Annotated in this window: 15 protein-coding genes and 1 pseudogene; 5 read left to right on the forward strand and 11 right to left on the reverse strand. The window is 68.1% G+C overall.

What is annotated here, in order from left to right:
* The first annotated feature begins 33 nt into the window (after positions 1 to 33).
* Positions 34 to 1,254, forward strand: a complete 1,221-nt coding sequence (locus tag CCZ28_RS22380; RefSeq protein WP_140220934.1) for a pyridoxal phosphate-dependent aminotransferase — start codon at positions 34 to 36, stop codon at positions 1,252 to 1,254.
* Here CCZ28_RS22380 and CCZ28_RS22385 read toward each other — a convergent pair whose 3' ends face one another.
* From CCZ28_RS22385 to CCZ28_RS22410, 6 genes are all read right to left on the reverse strand, one after another.
* Positions 1,255 to 2,016, reverse strand: a complete 762-nt coding sequence (locus CCZ28_RS22385; protein WP_140220935.1) for a hypothetical protein — start codon at positions 2,014 to 2,016, stop codon at positions 1,255 to 1,257.
* A gap of 153 nt (positions 2,017 to 2,169) precedes the next feature.
* Positions 2,170 to 3,507 carry a sigma-54-dependent transcriptional regulator gene (locus CCZ28_RS22390; protein ID WP_140220936.1) on the reverse strand — a complete coding sequence of 446 codons (1,338 nt, stop codon included), beginning with the start codon at positions 3,505 to 3,507 and terminating at the stop codon, positions 2,170 to 2,172.
* Positions 3,492 to 4,937: a sensor histidine kinase gene (locus CCZ28_RS22395; RefSeq protein WP_140220937.1), complete on the reverse strand. Its 1,446-nt coding sequence runs from the start codon at positions 4,935 to 4,937 to the stop codon at positions 3,492 to 3,494. The genes CCZ28_RS22390 and CCZ28_RS22395 overlap by 16 nt, the downstream gene beginning before the upstream one ends.
* Positions 4,938 to 5,009: 72 nt before the next feature.
* The gene (locus CCZ28_RS22400; RefSeq protein WP_140220938.1) at positions 5,010 to 6,161 is read right to left on the reverse strand and encodes an L-talarate/galactarate dehydratase; all 1,152 of its coding nucleotides are present in this window, start codon (positions 6,159 to 6,161) and stop codon (positions 5,010 to 5,012) included.
* Between the two features lie 24 nt (positions 6,162 to 6,185).
* Entirely contained in the window at positions 6,186 to 7,538 is a 1,353-nt protein-coding gene (locus tag CCZ28_RS22405) for an MFS transporter (protein WP_140220939.1), read from the reverse strand.
* Positions 7,539 to 7,625: 87 nt separating this feature from the next.
* Complete coding sequence (locus tag CCZ28_RS22410; RefSeq protein WP_140220940.1) at positions 7,626 to 8,660, reverse strand: LacI family DNA-binding transcriptional regulator; 1,035 nt, start codon at positions 8,658 to 8,660, stop codon at positions 7,626 to 7,628.
* Between the two features lie 152 nt (positions 8,661 to 8,812).
* On the opposite strand from CCZ28_RS22410, the gene CCZ28_RS22415 reads away from it, so the two are divergent.
* The 3 genes from CCZ28_RS22415 (at position 8,813) to CCZ28_RS22425 (ending at position 12,386) form a co-directional block, all read left to right on the forward strand.
* Entirely contained in the window at positions 8,813 to 9,415 is a 603-nt protein-coding gene (locus CCZ28_RS22415) for a LysE family translocator (protein WP_140220941.1), read from the forward strand.
* 18 nt (positions 9,416 to 9,433) lie between these two features.
* Positions 9,434 to 10,291 carry an AraC family transcriptional regulator gene (locus tag CCZ28_RS22420; RefSeq protein ID WP_140220942.1) on the forward strand — a complete coding sequence of 286 codons (858 nt, stop codon included), beginning with the start codon at positions 9,434 to 9,436 and terminating at the stop codon, positions 10,289 to 10,291.
* Between the two features lie 121 nt (positions 10,292 to 10,412).
* The gene (locus tag CCZ28_RS22425; RefSeq protein WP_140220943.1) at positions 10,413 to 12,386 is read left to right on the forward strand and encodes a BCCT family transporter; all 1,974 of its coding nucleotides are present in this window, start codon (positions 10,413 to 10,415) and stop codon (positions 12,384 to 12,386) included.
* Between the two features lie 154 nt (positions 12,387 to 12,540).
* On the opposite strand, the gene CCZ28_RS22430 is transcribed toward CCZ28_RS22425, so the two are convergent.
* From CCZ28_RS22430 to CCZ28_RS22445, 4 genes and pseudogenes are all read right to left on the reverse strand, one after another.
* On the reverse strand, positions 12,541 to 13,290 hold the full coding sequence (locus tag CCZ28_RS22430) for a carbon-nitrogen hydrolase family protein (RefSeq protein ID WP_140220944.1): 750 nt from the start codon (positions 13,288 to 13,290) through the stop codon (positions 12,541 to 12,543).
* Positions 13,291 to 13,459: 169 nt separating this feature from the next.
* Positions 13,460 to 14,688 (reverse strand): annotated as a pseudogene (locus CCZ28_RS22435) (IS481 family transposase).
* Positions 14,689 to 14,815: 127 nt separating this feature from the next.
* Positions 14,816 to 17,101, reverse strand: a complete 2,286-nt coding sequence (gene bglX / locus CCZ28_RS22440; protein ID WP_140220945.1) for a beta-glucosidase BglX — start codon at positions 17,099 to 17,101, stop codon at positions 14,816 to 14,818.
* A gap of 206 nt (positions 17,102 to 17,307) precedes the next feature.
* A complete protein-coding gene (locus tag CCZ28_RS22445) occupies positions 17,308 to 18,525 on the reverse strand; it encodes an MFS transporter (protein ID WP_140220946.1) in 1,218 nt (405 codons plus the stop codon).
* Positions 18,526 to 18,623: 98 nt separating this feature from the next.
* Here CCZ28_RS22445 and CCZ28_RS22450 point away from each other — a divergent pair, with 98 nt between their 5' ends.
* Positions 18,624 to 19,514, forward strand: a complete 891-nt coding sequence (locus CCZ28_RS22450) for a LysR family transcriptional regulator (RefSeq protein WP_140220947.1) — start codon at positions 18,624 to 18,626, stop codon at positions 19,512 to 19,514.
* A 27-nt stretch (positions 19,515 to 19,541) separates the two neighbouring features.
* Here CCZ28_RS22450 and CCZ28_RS22455 read toward each other — a convergent pair whose 3' ends face one another.
* Positions 19,542 to 20,819: a glucarate dehydratase family protein gene (locus tag CCZ28_RS22455; RefSeq protein ID WP_140220948.1), complete on the reverse strand. Its 1,278-nt coding sequence runs from the start codon at positions 20,817 to 20,819 to the stop codon at positions 19,542 to 19,544.
* Positions 20,820 to 20,893 lie beyond the last annotated feature (74 nt).

Genomic DNA, 20,893 nt, shown 5'->3' on the forward strand with positions numbered 1-20,893 from the left:
GGCGCCTTCGTATTCATCGCCTGGAGCCCTGTCATGGCCGCTGCTTCCACCCTGCATACCGCCCACTGCCTCGCGTCCGTGGGTGTCTCCGAGATCCTCAAGATCACCGAGCGCGCCAATGCCTTGCGCCGCCAGGGCGCCGATCTGTTGGTGCTGGGCGCGGGCGAGCCGGATTTCGATACTCCGGAGCACATCAAGGAAGCGGCCATCCAGGCCATTCGCGACGGCCAGACCAAGTACACGGCGCTCGACGGCAGCCCGGCGCTGAAGGAGGCCATCCGCCGCAAGTTCGCGCGGGAGAACGACCTGGTCTTCGCCCAGGACGAGGTGACCGCCTCGGCGGGTGCCAAGCAGGTGATCTTCAACGCCATGATGGCGACCCTCGATCCGGGCGACGAGGTGATCATCCCCGCCCCCTTCTGGGTGACCTACGCCGATATCGTCGCCATCCTCGGCGGCACGCCGGTGGTGCTGCCCTGTCGCGAGGAAGACGGTTTCCGGCTCACGGCCGCCGCGCTGGAGGCGGCCATTACCCCACGCACGCACTGGGTGATGCTCAACTCGCCGTCCAACCCCTCGGGCGCGGCCTATGGCGAAGCGCACTATCGGCCGCTGCTGGACGTCTTGCTGCGCCATCCGCAGGTCTGGCTGATGGTGGACGACATGTACGAGCACATCCTCTACGACGGCTTCCGCTTCGTCACCCCGGCGGCGCTGGAGCCGCGCCTGCGTGAGCGGACCCTGACCATCAACGGGGTTTCCAAGGCCTATGCCATGACCGGCTGGCGGCTGGGCTATGCCGGGGGACCACGTGAGCTGATCCAGGCCATGGCCAGTGTGCAGAGCCAGGTGACGTCCTGCCCCTGTTCGGTGAGCCAGGCGGCGGCCATCGCGGCGCTGGACGGCCCGCAAGACATCGTGCGCGAGCGTTGCGAGCTGTTCCGCGAGCGGCGGGATCTGGTGGTGGACGCGCTGAATGCGGTACCGGGCCTGGCGGCGCGGCGGCCCGAGGGGGCCTTCTACGTCTATGCCAACTGTGCGGGGGTGTTGGGCCGGCGGACGCCGGGCGGGGAATTGATCGACAGCGATACCGCATTCGCCCGTTACCTGATGGACGAGGGTGGCGTGGCGGTGGTGCCAGGCTCGGCGTTCGGCCTGGCGCCGTATTTCCGCGTGTCCTATGCCACCTCCCGCGCGGTGCTGGAGGAGGCCTGCCACCGGATCGCCGAGGCGACCCGGCGGCTGCTGGCCTGATCAGCCGGCCGGCTGCGCGCCCGGAGCGACCGGCTGGACGCCGGGGGGCGGAGGCGGCGGCAGACGACCGGGACCGGGCGGGGGCGGCGGGGTGTCCAGGGTCTGCAGCGAGTTGGCGTCAGCGCCTAGGGCACTGACCCGGAAGGCCCGGCCCTGGGCATTGGCGATCAGCTCGCCACGGGCGGCCACGCTGGCGCCGGGCTTGAGCAGGGCTTGCAGGCGCAGGGCTTCATGGGGCGGCAGGCGCAGGGCGGTGCCGTCCTGCAGCAGGGCGCCATTCACGTCGCCGCGGGGACCGTGCAGCAGCTGGACGATCTGGCCCTGCAGGCTGTCGCCATTGCGCTCGGTGCCCGGTACCGGGGGAGCCGGCGGACGGGGGCCACCGGCGCGGTCGGGGCCTTCGTCGGTGACGGTCTTGCCGCTCTGGACGTTGGTCAGGGAGACCGCCTGGACCAGCGGCAGGCTGGCGGCGCGCAGGCCGGCGACATTGACGGTGTCACCCGGCTTGAAGGTGGCAGCCAGCTGCGTGGACAGGTGCGGCGGGGTGTTGACCTCGGTGCCATCGGCCAGGATCAGGCCATCGATATCGCCACGGGGATTGATCAGGAACTGCTTGAGTTGACCTTGCTGGGTGGGGATCTGGGCGCTGGCAGCGGTAGTGGTCGCCGCGCTGGTGGCCGGCGCGTTCTGTGCCAGGACGAGGCCGCTGACGGACAGCAGGGCGAAGGTCCCGAGCACGAGGGTTTGGGTCTTGGTAGGCATGGATGACTCCTGCGGTGGTTGACGATCAGGATGTTGCAGGGCCTGTGCCAACTTTTTATTTATATAAAAAACAATAACTTAAGATATTTTCAGGCGATCTTGGCCAGCCGTTGCGTCCGGCTCGCGGACACCCCTGTCGGCAAAGCGGACAGCCTAGCTCGGACTGTCGTCTTCACCGACACCCAGGCCGAGGCGGCTCAGCTTGGTGTAGAGCAGCTGACGATGGATGCCGAGCCGGCGCGCCGCCTCGGCGCGGTTGCCGCCACTGCGTTGCAGTGCCCGTTCGATCAACAGCCGCTCCAGGCGCGCGGTGGCTTCGGCCAGGGTTTCCTCGGGCCAGTTGGCGTCGATGACCAGGGCTTCCGGGGCATCGGCCTGCAGGAAGGCCAGGTCGGCGGCGACGATGCGTTCGCCCTGGGCCAGCGTCGCGGCCCGCTGCATGGCGTTGCGCAGCTCGCGCACGTTACCGGGCCAGGGGTGGCGCAAGAGCAGGGCCGCCGCATCGTCGGCCAGCACCCGGCCGCTGGGGGCGAGGAAGTGCTCGGCCAGGGGCAGGATGTCGGCGCGTCTTTCGCGCAGGGCCGGCAGGTGGATGGGCACCACGTGCAGCCGGTAGAAGAGGTCCTCGCGGAAGTCGCCGCTGGCGACGCGCTGGGCCAGGTCACGGTGGGTGGCAGCTACCAGGCGCACGTCCAGCCGTACCGGGGCGCCGCCCACCGGGGTCACCTCGCGCTCCTGCAGGGCGCGCAGGATCTTGGCCTGCATGGGCAGCGGCATGTCGCCGATCTCGTCGAGAAAGAGCGTTCCGCCCTGGGCCTCACGAAAGGCGCCGAGGCGATTGGCGGTTGCCCCGCTGAAGGCGCCGCGCACGTGGCCGAAGAGCTCGCTTTCCAGCAGGTCTGGCGGAATGGCTGCGCAGTTGACCGCGACGAAAGGCGCGCCCTGTCTCTTACCGTGTTCGTGGATGGCGCGGGCCACCAATTCCTTGCCGGTGCCGGTCTCGCCGGTGACCAGCACAGTGGCCTCGCTGTCGACCAGGCGGCCGATGGTCTTCTGCACCTGGCGCAGGGCATCGCTGCCGCCCACCAGGGTGTGGCCGTCCGCCGTTGCCGCCGGGGCATTGGCCGGACCGCGCTGGGCGGTCATGCCGGCCAGCACCCGGATCAATTCCTCGCGGCCGATGGGCTTGGTGAGGTGGTCGAAGGCGCCCAGGCGTATGGCCTCGATGGTGTTGCCGGCGCTGGCGAAGGCGGTGAGTACCGTGACCGGTGGCGGCTCGGGCAGGGCGCGGATACGCGCCAGCACCTCCAGCCCATCGAGCCCCGGCATGCGCAGATCGAGCAGCACGGCGTCGACGGCCTCTTGCTGCAACAGCCGCAGCCCGGCCTCGCCCTGGTCGGCTTGCAGGACTCGGTAACCCTGGTCCGCGGCGGTTTCCGCGAGGGCGTCGCGCAGGCCAGCGTCGTCGTCGATGATCAGCAGGGTAGGCATGGCAGCAGGATCTCGAAGCGGGTAGGGGGAGAGGTCTCGACCAGGCGCGCCTCGCCGCCATGGGCGCGGGCGGTCTCGCGGACCAGGGCCAGGCCCAGGCCAGTGCCCTCGGGGCGGCCGGTGACGAAGGGTTCGAACAACTGGCCGCGCAGCTCGGCGGGCGGGCCTTGGCCGTCGTCCTCCACCGCCAGCACCAGCCAATCGCCACCTTGGCTGACGTCCAGGCGGATCTCGCTGCCCGTCGGCGCGGCCTGGAGGGCATTCAATAGCAGGTTGTCCAGGGCGCGGCCCAAGGCGTCGCGATCAAAGCGTCCCTGCTCCACAGCGATCTGAGCAGTCAAGCGAATGCCGCGCGCCTGGGCCTGCTCTTCATGCCTGGCCAGGACTTCGTGGCAGAAGGCCGGCAGGTCGACGCAGGTCGGTTGCAACTGGGGTGGCTGGGTAAGGTCGAGCAGCCGCCGCAACAGGGCGTCCAGGCGGGTGATCTGCTGGAGGATGGCATCCAGGGCGCGCTGCTGGCGCACGCCATCGCCGGCCAGGGCGTTCTCGGCCTTGAGGCGCATGGCGGCCAGGGGATTGCGGATCTCGTGGGCGACCCCCGCGGCGACCCGGCCAAGCGCGGCCAGGCGTTCGCTGGCATGCACCTGGGTGGTCAGGCGCTGGGCTTCTTCGCGGGCCAGGGCCAGGCGCTGGCCCGCCTGGTTGAGCGCCGCCAGTACCCGGTCCAATTCCCGTTCGCCGGTCAGGGCAAGGGTGGGCAGGTCTTGGCTACCAGTGGCGCCGAGATCCCGTTCGACCCGGGTGACATGGCGCGACCATTGCCAGGTGAGCCGGCCGAGCAGCAGGGTGGTGGCGAGCATGGCCAGCAGCAACAGGCCCAGGCCCAGTTGCAGTTGGCGCTGGCCGCGGCTGTCGGCAAAGGTCAGGCGGGTCAGGGTCCAGGCGGCGAGATCGGGAATGGGGCCGGACAGCGGGCAGGCGGCGACCAGCACGGTGGACCCGTCGACGCTGAAGGACTCGCTCAGGCTGCGCGCCTCGGCCAGGGTCGTGGCGGCGAGGTCGGCCAGGTGCTGGCGCTCGGTGGCGGTCAGGCTGAAGGGGCTGGCATCGGCCAGCAGGCCAGCCTGTTCCTGCCAGAGGCCACCGGCCATGCCGCGATAGCGCAACAGGCCGACGCTGGCCACGCCGGTGAGGCCCTGGCGCAGCGCCGGATCGGCCAGGCCGGCGGTAGGACCGGACCAGCCGTTGCTGTAGAAGCGGTAGCTACCGGCGATGGTCTGGCAGGCCTGTTCGGCTTCCGCGGTGGCCTGGCCGAGCAGGGCGGTTTCCGACTGGCGCAAGAGCAGGATCATCAGCCAGCCGACGCCGATGGCCATGCCGCCGAGCAACAGCAAGACGGCCAGCAAACGACTGCGCAGCGATCCGAACATGGGTTTTCTCTTCCAGGCCTTGGCCTGGATAGAGTGCCACACCCGTGTGGAGTTCGCGGCGCAGAGCGGGTGTCAGCCGCGGCGGCCGAATTCCGCTTCCTGCGCCGTCCAGCCGGGTACCCGCTCGCTCAGGGATAGCCCAAGACCGGGACGGGTCGGCACCATCATCCGCCCGTCACGAGTTTCCAGACGTTCGTTGAACAGCGGCTCCAGCCATTCGAAATGTTCCACCCAGGGCTCGGTGGGATAGGTGGCGGCGAGGTGCACGTGCAGTTCCATGGCGAAATGCGGCGCCAGCATCACGCCGGCCTGCTCGGCCAGGGCGGCCACCTTGAGGAAGGGGGTGATGCCGCCGACCCGCGGCGCGTCGGGCATCAGGAAGTCGGCGCCGCGCAGGCGGATGAATTCCTGGTGCTCGGCGATGCTGGTGAGCATCTCGCCGGTAGCGATAGGAGTGTCGAAGGCCGCGGCCAGGGCGGCGTGACCTTCGGCGTCGTAACAGTCCAGCGGCTCCTCGATCCAGATCAGGTTGAATTCCTCGAAGCGCCGGCACAGGCGCTGGGCGGTGGGTCGGTCCCATTGCTGGTTGGCGTCGACCATCAGTGGGAAGCTGTCGCCCAGGTGGCGGCGTACGGTGGCGACGCGCTCTAGATCAACCGCGCAATCCGGCTGGCCGACCTTGAGCTTGATGCCGCCGATGCCTTTCTCGCGGGAAAGATCGGTGTTCACCAGCAACTGCTCCAGGGGCGTGTGCAGGAAGCCGCCGGAGGTGTTGTAGCAGCGCACCGAATCGCGCTGGGCGCCGAGCAGGCGCGCCAGGGACAGGTTGGCGCGGCGCGCCTTGAGGTCCCACAGGGCTACGTCGAAGGCGCCGATGGCCTGGGTGGCGAGGCCGCTGCGACCCACCGAGGCGCCCGCCCAGCAGAGCTTGGTCCAGAGTTTCTGGATGTCGCTGGGATTCTCGTCGAGCAACACCGGGGCGATCTCCCGGGCGTGGGCGAACTGGCCCGGGCCACCAGCACGCTTGGAATAGCTGAAGCCCAGGCCGCGCTGGCCGTCGCGGGTCTCGATCTCGACGAAGAGGATGGCGATTTCGGTCATCGGCTTCTGCCGGCCGGTGAGCACCTTGGCGTCGCTGATAGGGTTGGCCAGCGGCAGGAACACGGACGCCAGGCGGACCCAGGCGATGCGGTCCTGGTCGGCGCTGTAGGACATATCGTTCATGGCAGTGATCTCCAGGGGTAAGGATCAGGGACGCGTGGAAGCAAGGGCGGCGGAGGCGGGCGGTTCGTCGTTCAGTTCGCCCAGGTCCAGGCGCTTGAGCGGGCCGACGATGACCAGGTAGGAGAAGGCGCCGAGCAGGCCCATGGCGGCGACGTAGGTGAGGGCCACGTCGAAGGAGCCGAGCTGGTTGATCATCAGGCCGATGGCCAGCGGGGTGACGATGCTGGCGATGTTGCCGCAGAAATTGAAGACGGCGCCGCTCACGCCCATGGCGCGCTTGGGCGAGACGTCGCCGACGATGCACCAGCCGAGGTTGCCCACGCCCTTGGCGAAGAAGGCGATGGACATCACCAGGGTGACCAGGGCGATGGATTGGGTGTAGTTGGCCACCACGATGGTGCTGGAGAGCAGCAGGCCGACGATGATCGGCGTCTTGCGCGCGGCGGTGAGGCTGTAGCCGCGGCGCAGCATGCCGTCCGACCAGAGTCCGCCGATGACGCCGCCCAGGCAGCCGGCCACCGGCGGGATGGCGGCGATCAGGCCGACCTTGAGCATGGTCAGCCCCTTGGCCTCGACCAGGTAGGTGGGAAACCAGGTGAGAAAGAACCAGGTGATGGTGGTCAGGCAGAACTGGCCCAGGTAGATGCCGAGCATCATGCGGTTGCCGCTGATCGTCTTGAGGGTACGCCAGCTGAAGGGCGCCTTGGTGTCACCCAGGTCGGGCAGGCCGCCGCCGGCTTCGATGTGGTCCAGTTCGCTCTGGCTGACGCGCTTGTCGTGCCGCGGTTCCTGCACGGTGGCGAACCACAGCAGGCCGATGAGGATGCCGGCGCCACCGGTCCAGAAGAACACGTGCTCCCAACCGAACTGGTTGAGCAGGATCACCATCAACGGGGTGAACACCGCCAGGGCGAAGTACTGCGCCGACTGGAAGACGGCGGTGGCCAGGCCGCGTTCCTGGCGCGGGAACCACATCACCGTGAGGCGGTTATTGGCGGGAAAGGCCGGCGATTCGGCGACGCCCATGAGAAAGCGCAGCGCGAACAGCGCCAGCAGGGCCGAGGAGAAGAAGCCGACGTAGCCCTGCAGGAAGGTCAGTACCGACCAGAGGATGAGGCTGGCGCCCAGCACCAGGCGGGAGCCGAAGCGGTCGAGCACGATGCCGCCGGGGATCTGCATGGCGGTGTAGGCCCAGCCGAAGGCCGAGAAGGCCAGGCCCATGGCCACGGCGTCGAAGCCGAGATCGTGGCGCATGGCCGGCGCGGCGATGGAGAGGGTGGCGCGGTCGACGTAGTTGAATACCGTGACCAGGAAGATCATCGCCAGGACCAGATAGCGGACGTGGGTCCGCCGCGAAGCAGCAGTGGGAGTGCGCATTGTTATTGTCCTTTTCAGCGGGCAAGACCGGCGGCGAGGCCGGCACCTGCAGAGGGACGCTAAGCTGATTACGCAATCATTCAAGCGTCAGCGCGTGCTCTCGCGCATGACCAGTTCGAAGCCGGTATCCCGTTGCCGCGGCGCCTCCGCACCGGCCAGCCGGGCGAGCAGGGCCTCGGCGGCATGGGTGCCCATCTCGGCGCCGCGCACATCGACGGTACTCAGCGCCGGGATCAGATGGGCGGCGCTGGCGAGGTTGCCGAAGCCCATCACCGCCAGCTCTTCTGGTACCCGCAAGCCGCGGGCACGGGCTTCGGCCAGCACCCCGTGGGCGAGGGTGTCGGAGCTACAGACCACCACCTCGGGGCGGGTGCCGGCGTCGAGCAGCCGCGCCAGGCCTTCGCGACCCAGTGCCGGGGTGGCCGGCGGCGGCAGACTGACCGCGGGTGGCGTGGCCAGCCCGTGGCGGACCAGTTCGGCGGTGAAGGCATCACGGCGCAGGCGTCCACGGGGATCGTCCAGGGTCAGGCTGGCGAAGTGGCGATAGCCGCGTGCCAGCAACTGGCGGGCGATGGCCTGGCCCACCGCCTCGTGGGAAAAGCCCACCAGCATGTCCAGCGGTCGCTCGCCCTGGTCCCAGCATTCCACCAGGGGGATGCCGGCCTGGGACAGGCGCTGTCGGCTGGCGGCGGTGTGCAGGGTGCCGGTCAGTACCATGGCGTCGGGACGCCGGCGCAGCAGGGTGTCCAGCAGCCTTTCCTCGCGCTCGGCGGAGTAGTCGGTCAGCCCCAGCAGCGTCTGGTGGCCCGCCTCGGTGAGGGTCTGCATCAACGCCTGCACGGTGTCGGCGAAGATGGAGTTGACGATGGTGGGCACCAGGATGGCGATCAGCCGGCTGTCCTGGGGCGCGCTGCCGGTGGTGAGCATGGCTGGCTGGTAGCCGCTTTCACGCACCGCGCGGAAGACCTTTTCGCGCAGCACCGGGCGGACGATCTCCGGCCGGTTGAGGGTGCGCGACACGGTGATCGGCGAGACCCCGGCCAGGCGCGCCACGTCCTTGAGGGTCGGCGGCTTGCCGTCGGGTCGGCCACGCCAGGTCGAGGGGCTGCGATCGCTGGGCAAAGGAAGGTGTCCATTACGGGCTGGAGTCCTGGATTCTGCCGAGTCGTATGATGACTCTCAAGGTCGGAGCAGCGGATAGCCACGAACGTACAAGCCAGGGGCGGGGGCGCTGGCTAGCCCGGGCACTCCTTTCGACTGCTGGCAGGTGCCCCGTGGAAATCTTTCTCTATGCCTTGAGCGTCATGTACAGCCCTGGCCCGGTCAACGCCCTGGGCCTCGATGCCGGCCTGCGTGGCCAGGCCCGGCGCGCGGCGGGTTTCTATGCCGGGGTGGGCTGCGCCATGCTGCTGATGTTCCTGGCGCTGGGTTATGCCGGGGCGGCCGTCGTCTCGGGGGCGTGGCTACCCTGGTTGGCGCTGCTCGGCGGCGGCTACAGTCTGTACCTGGGCTATCGCATCGCCACCGCCGCAGCGCCGGTTGCCGAGGGGCAGGGCGCGCCGGCGGAGCGCTTGACCTTCACCCGTGGCCTGCTGATCCAGGGCCTCAATCCCAAGGGTTGGCTGGCCGTGCTGCCCATCGCCACGGTGATGTTTCCCGCTGCCCAGATAACTGGGGCGAAGATCGCCCTCTGCACCTTACCCCTGGCGCTGGCGGCAGGCGGCGCGCCTGCCGGTTATGCCCTGCTCGGCGCCGGGTTGGGACGCTACCTGGTGCGTGGGCGCGGGCTGCGCTGGGTGAACCGGCTGTTGGGCTTGAGTCTGGTCGGCTGCGCCCTGCTGCTGTTCCACGATGCCTGGCGCGGTCTGCTAGGCTAAGCGCCCGGAGGAACTGCCATGAGCACCACGATCGAGCTGCCCGGCGCCAGGGATTGGGTGCGCCATGCCCCGGCCTTTGCCGAGCTGGAGTCCATCGAGGCCTTTTTCGGCGGCCATGCCTTCGATCCGCATCGCCACGCCACCTATGCCATCGGCCGTACCCTGGCTGGGGTCCAGAGCTTTTCCTATCGCGGCGCCAAGGCCAGCAGCCTGCCGGGCGAGACCATGGTCTTCCATCCGGACGAGGTCCACGACGGCCGCGCAGGGGCCGCCTGCGGCTTTCGCTATCGCATGCTCTATGTGCCGCCGGCGCTGGTGCAGGACATCCTCGGTGGCCGGCCCTTGCCCTTCCACCGCGAGGGCGTCTCCCTCGATCCGCGTCTGGCGCGAGCCACCGACGCGGTGTTCGCCGCCCTCGACGAGCGTCCCGATGCCCTCGGACGCGACGATGCGCTCTATGGCCTGGTCACCACTCTGGCCGAGGTCTGCCAGGCCTGGCCCAGTCGCGGTCGGGTCGACTTCGGCGCCGCCCTGCGCGCTCGCGAATACCTGGAGGACAATCTCGACCAGGCCGTCACCCTCGACGACCTGGCGCGCTGCGCCGGTCGCGACCGCTGGAGTCTGAGTCGTGATTTCCGTGCCTACTTCGGCACCAGTCCGCATCGCTATCAGACCTTGCGTCGCCTGGAGCGGGTGCGCTGGCAGGTGCGCCAGGGCATGGGCCTGGCCCAGGCGGCGGTGGAAGCGGGCTTCTTCGATCAGAGTCATATGTCCAGACATTTCCGCCAGGCCTTCGGCATAGCGCCCGCGCGCTGGTTCAACGGGCTGGCCGCAGCGCCCGTCACGTCTGGCCTGGGCGGTTCGTCGGCCGGTTAGCGGCAGAGCGACCTGAGCGATCTCGCCGGACCAGGCGCCTGCTGCCAAGTGCGTCGCCAGCGAAACGATCAGAGGCGAGGGTAGTCAACCTGTGCGCACTTCATACACAGGAGCTCATTCCATGAACGGCCAAGGAGAATCCGCCGCTCGTCCCACCTTTAGTCCCCCGGTGTTCTGGACCTCGACCCTGCTGCTGCTGGCGCTGGTGCTCTACGCCAGCCTGTTCCAGGCCAATGCCCAGTGGCTGTTCGCCGCCATCCAGGGCTGGATCATCACCAACCTCAGCTGGTTCTACATCCTCGCCGTGGCCATCATCCTCGGCACCGTGGTGTTCCTCGGCCTCAGTCGCTATGGTGACATCAAGCTCGGCCCCGACCACAGCGAGCCGGACTACGCCAACACCACCTGGTTCGCCATGCTGTTCTCCGCCGGCATGGGCATCGGCCTGATGTTCTTCGGCGTCGCCGAGCCGGTGATGCACTTCCTCAATCCGCCCTATGCCGAAGGCCAGACGGTGGAGGCCGCGCGCCAGGCCATGCGCATCACCTTCTTCCACTGGGGCCTGCACGCCTGGTCGATCTACGCCATTGTCGCCCTGATCCTGGCTTACTTCAGCTACCGCCACGGCCTGCCGCTGACCCTGAGATCGGCGCTCTATCCGCTGATTGGCGAGCGCATCTACGGTCCCATCGGCCATGCCGTGGATATCTTCGCCATCATCGGCACGGTGCTCGGCGTCGCCACCTCCCTGGGTTTCGGCGTCTCCCAGATCAATACCGGGCTCAACGTGCTGTTCGGCGTGCCGGTGTCCACCCCGGTGCAGATCGGTCTGATCGTCATCACCACGGCACTGGCCACCCTCTCGGTGGTCTCGGGGCTGGACAAGGGCGTGCGGCGGCTGTCGGAGCTCAATCTGGGCCTGGCGGTGCTGCTGATGCTCACCGTGGTCATCCTCGGCCCAACGGTGCTGATCCTGCAGACCTTCGTCGAGAACACCGGTGGCTATCTCAGCGAGATCGTCAGCCGCACCCTCAACCTCAACGCCTACCGACCCACCGACTGGATCGGCGGCTGGACACTGTTCTACTGGGGCTGGTGGCTGGCCTGGTCGCCCTTCGTCGGGCTGTTCATCGCGCGGATTTCCCGCGGCCGCACCATCCGCGAATTCGTCTCCGGGGTGCTGCTGGTGCCGGCCGGTTTCACCCTGCTGTGGATGACGGTGTTCGGCAACACGGCCATCCACATGATCCTCACCGAGGGACTCACCGACCTGGCCGCGGCGGTATCCCAGGATAGCTCCCTGGCGTTGTTCGCCTTTCTCGAGCACTTCCCCTTCGCCAGCGTGATCTCGTTGATCGCCATCGTCATGGTGGTGGTGTTCTTCGTCACCTCGGCCGACTCCGGCGCCATGGTGGTGGACATGCTGGCCTCCGGCGGCCAGGACCAGACCCCGGTCTGGCAGCGGGTGTTCTGGGGCGCGAGCATGGGACTTGTGGCCATCGCCCTGCTGCTGGCCGACGGCCTCAAGGCGTTGCAGACCGCCACCATCGCCAGTGCCTTGCCCTTCACCCTGGCGCTGCTCTTGAGCATGCGTGGCCTGCTCAAGGCGCTGAAGCTGGACGCCACCAAGCGTGGCCTGCGCCATCAGGCGCTGAGTCTCACCCCGCCCACCACCCGCACCCCCGGCGGCTGGCAGCGTCGGCTGCGCGGCCTGGCGCTGTTCCCGCGGCGGGCCCATGTGGTGCGCTTCATCGGCGAGGTGGCGAGGCCCGCCTGCCTGGCGGTGGCCGAGGAGTGGCGCAAGCAGGGCTATGTCTGTGGCGTGGAAGAGCGCGCGGACGGCGGGGTACGGCTGCACGTCGGGCCGGCCGAGCAGCCGGAGTTCGTCTACCAGGTACGCCCCCATGCCTACGCCATGCCCAGTTTCGTCATGGGCAGCGAGCCGGGGGAGGAGCGCAAGTACTTCCGGGCGCAGGTGCACCTGCGCGAAGGCGGCCAGGATCACGACGTCATGGGCTGGTCGCGCGAGGACGTCATCGGCGACATCCTCGACCAGTACGAACGCCATATGCACTTCCTGCATCTGGTCGGTTGAGCCGCCTTGGCCGGGCATCGCGCCCGGCCAAGACTGCCGTCACTTCACCCGGAAGCGCCGCACCACGGCGACCAGCTGTTCGTTGGACGACTGAACCGCGGCGGTGCTCTGGATACGACCGACCAGGTCGTGCACCCCTCGGTGCCTCCAGGGTTCAACGGAGCAGGGGGCGTGGCTCACCCTGCCAGGTCGTCCCCTCCAGGCGGGCGATCAGCAGCAGCTCCCCGGCTCCAGGGGCGGCCGCCAGGCATTGGCCATCGGCCAGCCAGAAGGCGCTGCGACCGACGCAGGCGTAACCGCCCGTCGGAGCGCCATGATTGGCCAGCAGTACCGGAAACCCCAGCTCCCGGGCATGGGCCGCCAGATGCGCGCTGTCGGCGGCATAGCCGGTCGCGCCGATCACCGCCGAGACCAGATAGACGTCGGCGCCCTGGGCCCGGGCTGCCGTGGCGTGGGCGCGGTGATTGCTGTCGGCGCAGATGGCCAGGGCGCCGTTCAGCCCCCTGATGTTCAGTAGATCGCCACCGGTGCCGGCCGTGAAGGGGGGCGACTCGCCCGGATGCAGATACTGCTTGGTGTGTACCTGGCAACTGCCGTCGGCGCCCAGGATCAGGGCGCCGATGTGCAGGCCGGCGGGGCCGTGGACCGGAGCGCCGACGATGGCCGTGAGCCGCGCTTCGCGGCAGGCGTCGCGTAGGGACTGCAGACGGAGGTCGGTGGGTTCAAGCGCCAATTCCGCCGCCAGGGTCGGCTCGTAACCGGTCAGCGACAGCTCGGGAAACAGCAGCAGATCCACCCCTGATTCCGCGGCCGCCGCGATGAAGGCCAGGTGGGTGCGCAGGTTGCTGGCGAGATCGCCGGCGACCGAGGCGGACTGGGCGGCGGCAAGGGTGAGGGTGGGCATGGAGTTTTCTCGGGTCAGGCTTCCTACTTCGACCCTCCCTCAGGAAGACAGCGGGCGTCAAGGCATGCCTGGTGCTGTGATGTCTGGTCCGTTGGGCTTCGCTGCGCTCAGCGCTAACCGGCGGCGATCCGGCCTGGGGCCTCGGAGCGACTACCGAGGCCTCCAGGTGCTAGCTAGGGGCATCCCCAACCCTCTCCCAGGGTGTATAGCCCGGAGACATGGTGGACACCTGTTCGAGGACAAGGTGGACAGGTGTCAGGCGACGGAACGTCCCGTCGTCGCCGTCCGGGTGTGTAAGTTCAGGCACGCGATGCGCCAGGTGCGCCAGAGCACGTCGTACCGGCCGTCCACGCCCTCGGGACGGATCAGCACGGGCTCGCCGATGAAGGCCTTGCCCACGTGCCACTGATGACCTCGCCAGTTGATGAGCCCCTGATCGCGTACCGTGCGGACGATACCGCCTTCAGCGTACAGCGGCGCGGGTGGCGTGGGGCAATAGGCGCGGGGGCTGGGCTGATAGCGTGTCTGGGGCACCTGCATGCCCAGCGCCTGATGCGGCCGCTGGGCATTGTAGAGCTGTCGCCAGTGGTCGAAGGCCCGCTGCGCCTTGTCCAGGTCTGCCCACGGCGGGCCCTGCAGGACTTCGGCCTTGAGTGTGCGATGGAAGCGTTCGTCCTTGCCCTGCGTCTGCGGATGATAGGGCCGCGAATGGCTGACCCGGATGCCCTGGGCCATCAGCCAGACGTCCAGCCGAGTGTAGTGCTGGCCATCCGTGCCCCAGGGGCTGCCGTTGTCCATGGTCATTCGCGCCGGCAGGCCATAGCGCTCGAATGCGGCGATCAGGCACTGACGCACGGTGCTTTCCCGCTCGTCGCCGCAGGCCTGCAACACCACTGCGTAGCGCGAATGGTCGTCCAATACGGTCAACGGATGACAGCGTCCCCGCAACAGGGGTACATGACCCTTGAAGTCCATCTGCCACAGATCGTTGGCGTGCGGGTGTTCAAAGCGCTGCCAGGGCTTGGCCGCTTCCGAGGCCGCCGTGCTCACTGCGCCGTGACGGACCAGGATCGCATGCACCGTGCTAATGGCCGGCATCGGCATGCCCTGATCCTCCAGTCGACGCGCCAGCTTACGTGCTCCCCAAGCCGGGTGCTGCGCGCGCAAGGCCATGACCTGCGCCTCCTGTTCCGGTGCACAGCGGCCTGGCGACGTCGCCGGACGGCGCGAGCGATCCGTCAGCGCCTCACCGGCCCTGGCACGCGCCAGCCACTTGTATCCCGTCGTCGGACTAATCCCGAAGCGGCGACACAGCAGGCGTACGTTTGCTCCCGTCTGTTAAGCCAAGCCAACGAACTCTTCGCGTAGCTCCATCGTGGACCTCTCCTGCCACGGCATCGGCCTGCTCACTTCTGCCAAATGCCACAGCGTGAAGTGTCCACCCTGTCTCCGAACAGGTGTTCACCATGTCCCCGGGCCATACACAGGGGGAGAGGGGTAAAGCCACCGTGCCGCGATGCACCCCTTACAACAGCGTGAAGCTCCCCTCGCGCACCCGCTCCGAATCCAGGCCAACCATCACCTTGAATTCGCCGGGTTCCGAGACCAGTTTCAGGTCGTTGTCGTAGAAACGCAGGTCCGCCTCGGTGATGGGGAAGTCCAGCTCGCGGCTCTCGCCCGGTTGCAGCATCACCTTCTGGAAGCCCTTGAGTTCCTTGACCGGGCGGGCGATGGAGGCGGTCACGTCGTGCAGGTAGAGCTGCACCACGGTGGCGCCGGCGCGGGTGCCGGTGTTCTTCACCGTGACCTTGGCCGTGAGGGTGTCGCCCTGCTTCAGGGTGGCACTGGATAGCTGCGGCGCCGAGACGTCGAAGGTGGTGTAGCTCAAGCCGTAGCCGAAGGGGTAGAGCGGGCCGTTGACGATGTCGAAATAGCGCGAGGTGTACTTGTTCGGCTTGGCCGCGTCGAAGGGCCGACCGCTGCTCAGGTGGTTGTAGTAGAGCGGCACCTGGCCCACTTCGCGGGGGAAGGTCATGGTCAGCTTGCCGGAGGGGTTGTAGTCGCCGAACAGCACGTCGGCCACGGCGTTGCCGCCCTCGGTGCCGGGGAACCAGGCTTCCAGCAGGGCATCGGCCTGCTCCTGTTCCCATTCCAGGGCCAGCGGCCGACCATTCATCAGGACCAGCACCAGCGGCTTGCCAGTGGCCTTGAGCGCCTTGATCAGGTCGCGCTGGGTATCCGGTACGCTGATGCGGGCACGGCTGGACGCCTCGTGGGCCATGCCCTGGGATTCGCCGATCACGGCCACCACGACATCGGCCTGGCGCGCGGCGGCCACCGCCTCGGCGATCAGCTCGGCCGGGCGGCGTTCGTCCACGGCGACCGAAGGCTCGTAGGAGTTGAGATAGGCCAGCACATCGCGGTCGGCCAGCAGGTTGGCGCCCTTGGCGTAGAGCACCTTGCCGTTACCGGCCACGGCGTTTTCCAGGCCACGGCGGATGGATACCGCCTGGGCGGCCACGCCAGCGGCGGACCAGTTGCCCATGACGTCGCGCGGGCTGTCGGCCAGGGGACCGACCACCGCCAGGGTGGCGCCTTTGCGCAGCGGCAACACGGCCTTCTCGTTCTTCAGCAGTACCAGGCTCTCGCGGGCCACCTGGCGCGCCTCAATGCGGTGCAGGCGCGACTCGGCGTTGGTGTCCACCGGGTCCGGGCCCTGCAGGCGGCGGTAGGGGTCCTGGAACAGCCCCATGCGGTACTTGGTCAGCAGCACGTCGCGGGTGGCTTGGTCGATTTCGGCCTGGGTCACCTTGCCGGCCGCCAGCAGGGCGGGCAACTGCTTGCCATAGACGTCGTCGTGCATGTTCAGCTCGACGCCGGCCTTGAACGCCTTGAGCGCCGCCTGGCGGGTGTCCTGGGCCACGCCGTGCATGACCAGCTCGTTGATGGCGCCATGGTCGCTGATGACCAGGCCCTGGAAGTGCCAGTCCTTGCGCAGCAGATCCTGCAGCAGCCAGCGGTTGGCCGTGGCCGGCACCCCGTTGACGCTGTTGAGGGCCACCATCACCGAGCCGGCGCCGGCTTCGACGGCGGCGCGATAGGGCGGCAGATAATCCTGTAGCAAGCGTTGCGGACTCATGTCGACGTTGCTGTAGTCGCGCCCGGCTTCCACCGCGCCATAGCCACCGAAGTGCTTGACGCAGGCCATGAGGCTGTCGGGCGCGCTAAGGTCGTTGCCTTGGTAGGCGCGCACCAGGGTGGCGCCGATGCGCGAGGTCAGCCAGGTGTCCTCGCCGAAGGTCTCCGAGGCACGCCCCCAGCGCGGTTCGCGGGTCACGTCGACGGTGGGGGAGAAGGTCAGGTTGAGGCCGTCGGCGGCGGCCTCGATGGCCGAGATGCGTCCGCTGGTGGCGATGGCATCCAGGTTCCAGGTGCTGGCCAGACCCAGGTCGATGGGGAAGATCGTACGCATGCCATGGATGACGTCATAGGCGTAGAACAGCGGGATCTTCAGCCGGCTGTGCACGACCTGGTCCTGCATCTGGCGGATGTCGGGGCGGGTCACGGTGTTGAACATGGCGCCGACCTTGCCGGCGCGGATGTCCGCCATGATGGCTTCCTTGGGGTAGTCCGGCCCCACGCTCACCAGGTTGAGCTGGCCGATCTTCTCTTCCAGGGTCATCTTCGCCAACAGGGCGTCGACGTAGGCGCGCGCCTCCGGCGAGTCGAAGCTCTGGGCGGTGGCGAGGGTGGCGCTGACAGCCAGTCCCAGGCCGAGCATGAGTGCGGTGAGGCGTGGTGCGTTCAACATCTTCCCCGGATTCCCTGTGCGTGTTTTCTCGTTTTTCTTGGGCACTGCCGTGCCGCGCCGATTGTACAGGGGGAGAGGCGAGGAAGCGGAGCCGTCGACGGCCGGCGCGAGGCCGGTCGTCAGGGGTGGTGGTAGGGTGGATGACTCCCGCGGTCAGCGCGTTCGGTTCCTGCTCTGCCGACGTCTTGCGCGGATGGCACCCGTCGCTAGGCCCGCCCTGCGCTCAGGGCAATGGCCAGGCCAGCGAGCGCGAAGACCAGCCCCACCCAGCAGACCCCAGGCCACCCGGCGATCTGCCAGGCCAGGCCTGAAAGAGCGGCCCCAAGGGCGGAACCGAGAAAGAAGAGTCCGGTGAACAGGCCGTTCAAGCGCCCGCGGGCTTCCGGACGGAGCAGGTTGATCGCCCGGCGCCCCAAGGCTTGGTCGGCGATGACCCCGAGGTCGAGCGCGATGGCAGCCAGCAGCAGGAGCGACAGCGATACTGTCCTATTGGCAGCGAAACTTACCCCGCCCCAGTATGCCAGCAGCAGCGCAACCAAAATCGTGGCATGGGCCAGCAGGGTAGCCGGGCGGGTCAAGCCGCGATCACCGGCTCGCCCGGCCAGTGGGGCAACGATAGCGCCGGTCACGCCAACCAGGGCGAACAGCGCTATGCCGTTCGGTCCCAGGGTCAGGGGCGGCTCGGCCAGGCGCAGCGCGATGGAGGTCCAGAATACGCTGAAGGCGCCCATGCCCAGGGCTTGACTGGCGGCGCGAGCACGCAGCACCGGTTCCTCGCGCAGCAGCCTGCCGAGCGAGAGCAGCAGGCGGCCGTAGCTGATCCCGGCCGGTGGATGTAGGGGAGGAAGGCTGCGTGCCAGCAGAGGGATCAGGCCGCCGACCAGCAAGCCGAGCAAGGCATACAGACAGCGCCAGCTCAGCCATTGGGCGAGGAGGCTGGCCAGGGGCCGCGAGAGCAGGACGCCCAGCATCAGGCCGCTCATGATGGTCCCGACCGTTCGCCCGCGGTTCGCGGCTTCGCTCAACCCGGCTACCACGGGCACCAGCATCTGGATGACGCTCATCGACAGTCCGACGGCGAAGGCGGTGACGAGAAAGACCGGAGCGCTGGGCGCCACGGCGAGTAGCAGCAGCGCCAGGGCGTTGGTGGACAGGGTGGTGAGGATGAGCCGGCGATTCTCGAACAGATCGGTCAAGGGGACCAACAGCAGCAAGCCCGTGGCGTAACCCAGTAAGGTCGCGGTCGAGACCAGGCCTGCCAAACTCGGCGGCAAGCCCAGCTCAGGCCCCAGAACGCCGACCAGCGGCTGGGCGGCGTAGAGCGCCAGCACCAGGATACCCGCGGCCAGGGCGAACACCAGGGTCAGGCGCGAGCTGACTCCAGGCGCGCTGACCGATGCGGTTGCAAGAGGGCGGGTGGGCATGGGTAGCTCTCCTTCGTGAACGAGGGAGGCAATGTACTTTCTTCTGGTTTGCTGATAATCAGCAGGATCCTTGAGTCACTATCCAGGAATCCGTGAGAATGGCCACTCTCGAGCACTACCGTGCCTTCGTGGCGACGATCGAGGCCGGCAGCCTGACCGCAGCGGCAGGACGGTTGGGCTGCTCCTTGCAAACCGTCAGCCGGTCCTTGGCTTGCCTCGAGGAGGAGCTGGGCTGCGAATTGATCCGGCGCACGACCCGGCGCTTGCGGCCGACGCCTGCCGGAACCCTGTTCTATGACCGTCTCAAGGTCGCGTTGGGAGCCATCGACGAGGCTCGCAGCGAGGTGCTACGCGGCGCCGCCGAGATTTTCGGACTGTTGCGCGTCGGTGCCTCCAGGCACTTCGCCGCCCGTTTCGTCGTACCGGCCGTCACGGCTTTTCTGGCGGCCTACCCCGAGACGGAGGTCGACCTGGTGCTCGCCGATGAGCGCGCCGACTTGTTGGCAGAGAACCTGGACGTGGTGATCAGGATCGGCGATCCGCTCTCCATGTCCTTGCGCGGGCGGCCGCTCGTACAGCTACGCCGGGTGCTGGTGGCCACCCCCGCCTATCTCAATCGCCATGGGCGTCCCACGGTGCCCGCCGACTTGGCGGCGCATGTCTGCGTGGTCAGGACCACCGGCCCGGAGCGGGATTTGTGGCCGCTGACCTGCCAGGGAATCGGTATCCAGGTTCCCGTCTCCGGCCGGTTGCGTTGCAACGAAGCGGCGGCGGCCAATGCTGCTGTCGTCCAGGGCGCGGGAATTGGCCTGGCGCCGCTCTGGCAGGTCAGGGCGGAACTCGATCAGGGCCTACTGGAGCTCGTACTCGCCGATTACGAGCCGCCACCCTTGCCCGTCCAGGCGTTATGGCGCGAGCATCCGACCCCGACACGTATCCGTGCCTTCGTCGACCTGCTGCAACAGCGGCTGGCCGGCGAACGGCTTTGAACGCCATCGACGGCCGGCGCGGGGCCTTTAGAAACGCGGCTTGCGCGTCTCCCAATCCGGCTGGTACTTGCGCATCTGGCGCACGTCGTCGCGGCTGCGGATGTCGATGGCGAGGAATTGCTGGTGCAGCTTGGCGAGCTGCTCGTGATCCAGCTCCACGCCCAGACCGGGGGCATCGGTGATTGCCACGCAGCCATTGCGGATCGGCAGCTTGCCGCCCTGGATGACTTCCTCGTCTTCCTCCTGCCAGGGGTAGTGGGTGTCGCAGGCGTAGGCGAGGTTGGGCACCGCCGCCGCCACGTGGGTCATGGCCATGAGGCTGATGCCCAGGTGCGAGTTGGAGTGCATGGACACGCCCAGGCCGAAGGTGTCGCACATCCGGGCGAGGATCTGGGTATCGCGCAAACCACCCCAGTAGTGATGGTCGGCCAGGACGATCTGCACGCTGTTCTGCGCCACGCTGCGGCGGAATTCGGCGAAGTCGGTGACCACCATGTTGGTGGCAAGCGGAATGCCGGTGCGGCGGTGCAGCTCGGCCATGCCGTCGAGACCAGGGGTGGGGTCTTCGTAATACTGGAGATCGTCGCCCAGCAGCTCGGCGATGCGCAGGGACGTCTCCAGCGACCAGTTGCCATTGGGATCGATGCGCAGCGGCGCCTCGGGAAAGGCCTGACGCAGGGCCTTGATGCAGGCCGCCTCAAGATCCGGGCCGAGCAGGGTGCCGGCCTTGAGCTTGATGCTCTGGAAGCCGTTCTCCTCGATCATCCGCGCCGCCTGGGCGACCACCTGCTCGGGGTTGATGGCTTCGCCCCAGCGATCGGGCGGGTAGGGGGCGTCGATGTGCTCGGCATACTTGAGGAACAGATAGGCGCTGAAGGGCACCTCACGACGGACCGCGCCGCCGAGCAGTTCGACCAGGGGAATGCCCAGGGAGCGCGCCTGCAGGTCGAGCAAGGCCACCTCGAAAGCGGAGTAGGCATTGGCCACCTGCTTGCTCGGATGGGAACCGGGCGCCAGCTCGGCACCGGCCTCGACCCCGTCGGCGAGACGGGCGACGGTCGCCACCACCCGCGCGCGCAGGCCATTGAGGTCCCAGGCGGAGAGGCCGACCAGGCTGCTTTCCATGGCTTTCAGCACCGCCAGCACCGGGGCGTCGCCGTAGCTTTCGCCCAGGCCGATGTGGCCGTTGTCGCCTTCCACCTCGATGATGGATCTCAGGGCATAGGGTTCATGGATGCCACTGGCGTTGAGCAGCGGGGCATCGCGAAAGGCGATGGGGGTGACGGTGATGCGTTTGATCTTCACGCGCGGACTCCTGGACTTGTAGTTGTTCTGGAATTTGTCAGTCATCCTATGATCAGCGACAGGGTTCTTCAACT

Origin of the sequence: Pseudomonas oryzihabitans (genome assembly GCF_006384975.1) — a bacterium.
In the GTDB taxonomy this organism is placed as follows: domain Bacteria; phylum Pseudomonadota; class Gammaproteobacteria; order Pseudomonadales; family Pseudomonadaceae; genus Chryseomonas; species Chryseomonas psychrotolerans_B.